Genomic DNA, 4665 nt, shown 5'->3' on the forward strand with positions numbered 1-4665 from the left:
CCAAACATATGTTTCTGTAGTATGACTAAAATTTGCGCTCTAACCTAAAGCAAAGTTCTGGCTTTCCTTACGCTAATTCAACTTAAAACCTACCTGCTATCTCTTACATATAATCAAACACATTAAGTACGTTTTTCGCCACTAGTATTATGCTCTTTTGCCTGTCTGTCGCCTGGCAGACAATTTTTATTTGAAAGTCAAAAAAGCCGCATCCCTTTTCAGTTGGGATGCGGCTTTTGCTTTGATATTGCTCTGTTACAGCTTCTTTTCCAAAAGAACAAGCGGGATGTCCTTAAGTCCGTTAAAGTTGCATGGAATGATTCCTATTTCCTTGTAGCCAAGTTTCTTGTACATTCCCCGGGCATTCTTGTTGTGGGCGTTGGTATCCATGCGCAGGTAGCGGGCACCAGCCTTCCGCGCGTAGTCTTCATAAAAAGCTACAAAAGCCTTCCCGTAACCGCGGTGAGATGCGTATGGATCAACCACCAAAGTATGCAGCACCATGACTTCATCGTCTTTGGCCGCGTACTCCCAGTTTCCCTGCGCATAAGCATCAACCTGCTTATCGTTGATAATGGCGGTTGCAACGACCTTGCCCTGGTCATCCTCTAAGACGAAAAGATCGCCTCTTTCCAGTGCGTCCTGTGCGGTATTTCTAGTTGGGTAAATCGCTCTGTCCCAGCCAATTTCTACCTTCCCTGCTTCCTCGAAGTCGTGAATATGGCTGTAAATGTCAGCCACAGCATCAACATCCTTAGCTTGCGCTTTCCTAATCAAAAAATCACCTTTTCCGTTTTTCTTACGATAATAGCAAAAAGCTCTCTCTTCTGTCTATAGAAAAATTAGTTAGCGAATTGCTGGCAACCTGGACTTCTCATTCTGCCATGCGCTTTATCAGCAAGTTGTCGACGAAGTCGCTGCCAGCATTGCTGACAGTGCTTCTTAACCATTCAAATTTCAGCTTGGAGCTATCAAACTTGGCCAGTTCACGGTCAATTTCCTGCCAGAGTTCCTGGTTGGCCACTGGTTTTCCGTTGGCTGTCTTCCAGTCCCGCTTTTTCCAGCTCTTCATCCAGGCTGGGCCTTGATCCGTGTCGCTGACCGACTTGATAACGTACTGGGAGTTCAAGACAAACAGCAAAGGCTGCTGGGTCAGACCCAGCTGTTCCAGCTTCTTCAAGCTTTCCAGAAAAGCCGTCATTTCCATTTCGTTGTTGGTAGCGCCCAAACGGCCGGCACTATCAGCCAGCTGCTGGCCATCATGCTCGATCATGTAGGCCCAAGCAGCCTTATCGCTATCTTGGACATGGCCGCCTTTTCTCAAGCCCGTGCTGCGGCAGGCGCCACCGGTATAAATAACGGCGGAATAATCATTCTTATCGTATTCTGGCTCCTGCTTAGCCTCTTTTTGCAGATCAGCCGGATCCAGCTTCAAGTAGTTCAAGGCCTCCGCCTCGCGGCTGAAGGACTTGTATTCAGCTCCCGGGAAGCCGTTTACCTGTTTTTCAGCTTCCGGCCAACTGTAATAGATGCCAGGTTGACGGCCTTTTCTGACGGCATAAGTTTTTTGCGATTTTTCTTCTTGCTGAGTGTCAATATCCACAACTTGGTCTGCGGCTTCCAGCTCCTGATCATTCTTGATCTCTGCCTTGTAACGGTGCAGCCCCGGCAAGCGGCTGGAGAAAAGATTGATGATGCTTACCAGGTCATCCAGCAGTTCTTGGCTTGGGCTGGTCGCAGGGTTATTGATGACCATGATTTCACTTCCATGGCGTTTGCAGAAATTGGCAAACCAGTCAAAGCCTAAGCGAACGAAGCGATCTTTATGGGTCACGTAGATCTTGTTGACCTCGCGGTCTTCAACTTTCTGCAAGAGCTGGTTCCATTCCGGACGGTTAAAATTCAGACCGCTGCCAGTGTCTGACATACTTTCGCCCACAGTAATGCCGTTGGCGTTACAGTAGTCCAGCAAAAAATTCTCCTGCTTGGCCAAATCATCGCTTGCCCAAGCAGCCGACACGCGGGCATAGATCACGTTTATTCTGCCGTCACTATTAGCAGCGCCAAGATACTCGTTAAGCTGCTCTTGCGTATAGTAGCGCCGATTTGTGGCACTTCTTTCAGCCTTAAGCTTGCCTTCGCGGTCCCACCTTTGCAAGGTAGCAACAGAGACGTCAAGGATTTCAGCAGCTTCGCCTACTTTGTATTTCTTCACGATAAAAGGCCCCTTCACATTGTTTGCTACTAGTATAACATGACTTGCATACTTGCTGTTAGCAGTTACACATAATAATGGATATGAATGGCTGCCACTGATTGCAATTAACTTCTAGGCCGCGACTTTTTCAAGGTGCAAAGAAAAAAGCATCCTTCTTCGCAGAATGATCCGCGCGAGAGGGATGCTGTCGATGAAAAAAGAAAATTGTTACATCTCGTCCATCTGTTCATTAACAAGGGCGTCAGCCAGGTTGTTGCCATCGCTATCAGCATGGCCAGGGACGTGCTTCAAAGTCAAATCTGAGAACTTAGAAATTTCCTTGTCAATTTCCTTCCACAAGTCCTGGTTGGCAACTGCTTTCCCATTGGAATTTCTCCAGCCCCGTTTTTTCCATCCTTTGATCCAAGCAGTCCCATTGGCAGAGTCACTGAGGGCTTTGCGAACATAGTCTGAATCTAAGGAAAGCAGCAGCTTCTTCTGGCTAAGTCCCATGTCTTCAAGAGCCTTCAAGCTTTCAAGAACAGCTGTCATTTCCATCTGGTTGTTAGTAGCTCCGACTTTGCCGCCAGTAGCGGTCATGGCATGTCCATCATGCAAGATCACGTATGCCCATGCTGCCTTGTCAGTTGGCAAAACGTGTTCACCTGCATTGTTGCCGTTGTTGCGGCAGCCACCGTCGGTAAAAATCCAGGCATCGTATTCGGATTCAAGTTGTTCTGCTTCAAGCTCGTCGATGATACTATTTTTTTCTTGCTTAAACATAATATTTCCTCCATTAGTCATAAAAAATTACTTTTTATCCTTGAAACACTTCTGCTTCAATTGACAAGTTTATTGTACATTCCTGCATACGTTATGTCAATGCTTTAAATATATTTCTTGATATTTTCTAAATCAAAAATATCGCCGCTTTAGAACGCAAAAAAACGTGCCAAACAAATTCTGCTTGTTTAGCACGTTTTTTAGATGTATTTGTTCTCCAGCCAAGGAGATAGCTTTGCAGCTAAAAGTCATCGCTAAGCCGTCAGCATGATGACGATGACTGGACTGACGCAAAGCAGATAGCCAATGGCAAAAAGGATCAAGTGCTTGCGCTCTTTGTGAACCGCCACAAATTCACGGATCAAGGCACTTGGGTAATAGTAAGGCGCGACGCGGGAGCCGATCCCGACAGCCTTAAGCTGTGCTCTTTTAGCGTAGCGCATAGCCCGGTAAATGTGGTAGTTGCTGGTCACCAATGCCGTATACTTGCGGCCGGGTCTTTTTTCAATCAAGTCTTTGGAAAAAGTCACGTTCTCCATGGTTGTCTTGGATTTGTCCTCCAGCAAGATCTTGTCTTCAGGGATGCCTTGAGATACAAGATACTTGCGCATTGCTTCCGCTTCGCTGCACACCTCATCGCTGCCCTGCCCGCCCGAAGGTACCAGGTAAGGCGAGGTCGGATCCTTTCGGTAGATTTCAATGGCTTTGTCGCAGCGGTCGGCCAGCAGTTTAGTCACGGTGCCATCTTTCTTAATGCCTGCCCCGTGAATTATCACGTAATCGAAATCCCGGCGGTGCGGAATAATCTGCAAAAAGAGACAATAAAGCAAGAAAGACACGAAGGTGACCGAGAGGTAGCCGGTCGAAAGCCCGTAGAAGGCAAAAAATTGCGAATACGGCACCAGAGCCTTCATGTTAATTCCAACTTCTGGAGCAACCAAGATGCTGAAAAGCCAGAGAAAAAGTGACAGCTCACCGGCAATTAAAACTAGGCCTAGTAAAAAGGACAAAAGATTGCCTAGTGACCGCCCCTCCCGCTTGATCATGTACAAGCCGTTGACAAACAAGAAAAAGGGCAAGATCAAGAAAGCCAGGGCAACCAAGATCGTCGTAATTAGGACCAAAACGCCGCTGACTTCTGAGCTGAAAAGCGAATAGATGAAACCCAGAACCGACATGCCGGTCAAAAGAAGCAAGACGACATTTCGATACCTGCTCCGGTCCCGGTACATCGAATACGCGAAAAGGCCGCACCAAAAGACTGTCGGCAGAATTTTCGATATAATATCCCTCATTATTCCCACTCCAAATCAATAGATTTTTGTCTATTAATCATAACATCTAATTTAACAATGTCCTAGCAGCTTTTTTATGCAAAAATAAACGGCTCTGAATTTTGAGTTCAGAACCGTTTTTGTGATTATTCATGTTTGCCGCGCAAGATGTTCAACCCTGCCAAAAGCGTGATGACAGCCAAAGCAACCATCCCCCATTGTGCACGGTCAATCGTTGCCTGCGGACTGGCCGCCCCGGCAACAAGAGCGGAAATAATTGCCAGGCCAACCGCACCGCCGATTTGGTGGAAGGTGTTGACGGCGCCAGATGCGGCCCCAGCAATGTCGCCTCTGGTTCCGGCGACCCCGGCTACCGTCAGCGGGCTCATGATCAAGCCTTGGCCCAAGCCA

4 protein-coding genes and 2 pseudogenes are annotated in these 4665 nt (G+C 47.4%); all 6 read right to left on the reverse strand.

The features are described 5' to 3' along the window. Window positions 1–255: 255 nt before the first annotated feature. Entirely contained in the window at window positions 256–741 is a 486-nt protein-coding gene (locus tag lacNas_RS03120; protein ID WP_201330963.1) for a GNAT family N-acetyltransferase, read from the reverse strand. A gap of 133 nt (window positions 742–874) precedes the next feature. Further along, on the reverse strand, window positions 875–1597 hold the full coding sequence (locus tag lacNas_RS14135; RefSeq protein ID WP_307865698.1) for a ribonuclease H family protein: 723 nt from the start codon (window positions 1595–1597) through the stop codon (window positions 875–877). A gap of 24 nt (window positions 1598–1621) precedes the next feature. Beyond that, window positions 1622–2215: pseudogene (locus tag lacNas_RS14140) on the reverse strand (IS607 family transposase); the annotation flags it as partial. 210 nt (window positions 2216–2425) lie between these two features. After that, entirely contained in the window at window positions 2426–2980 is a 555-nt protein-coding gene (locus lacNas_RS03130; protein ID WP_244661410.1) for a ribonuclease H family protein, read from the reverse strand. Window positions 2981–3234: 254 nt separating this feature from the next. Beyond that, window positions 3235–4275: a YdcF family protein gene (locus tag lacNas_RS03135; RefSeq protein WP_201330207.1), complete on the reverse strand. Its 1041-nt coding sequence runs from the start codon at window positions 4273–4275 to the stop codon at window positions 3235–3237. Between the two features lie 125 nt (window positions 4276–4400). Next, window positions 4401–4665, reverse strand: a pseudogene (locus lacNas_RS03140) (MFS transporter); the annotation flags it as partial.

The sequence above is a fragment of the Lactobacillus nasalidis genome, from assembly GCF_016587775.1.
Taxonomy (GTDB): Bacteria; Bacillota; Bacilli; order Lactobacillales; family Lactobacillaceae; genus Lactobacillus; species Lactobacillus nasalidis.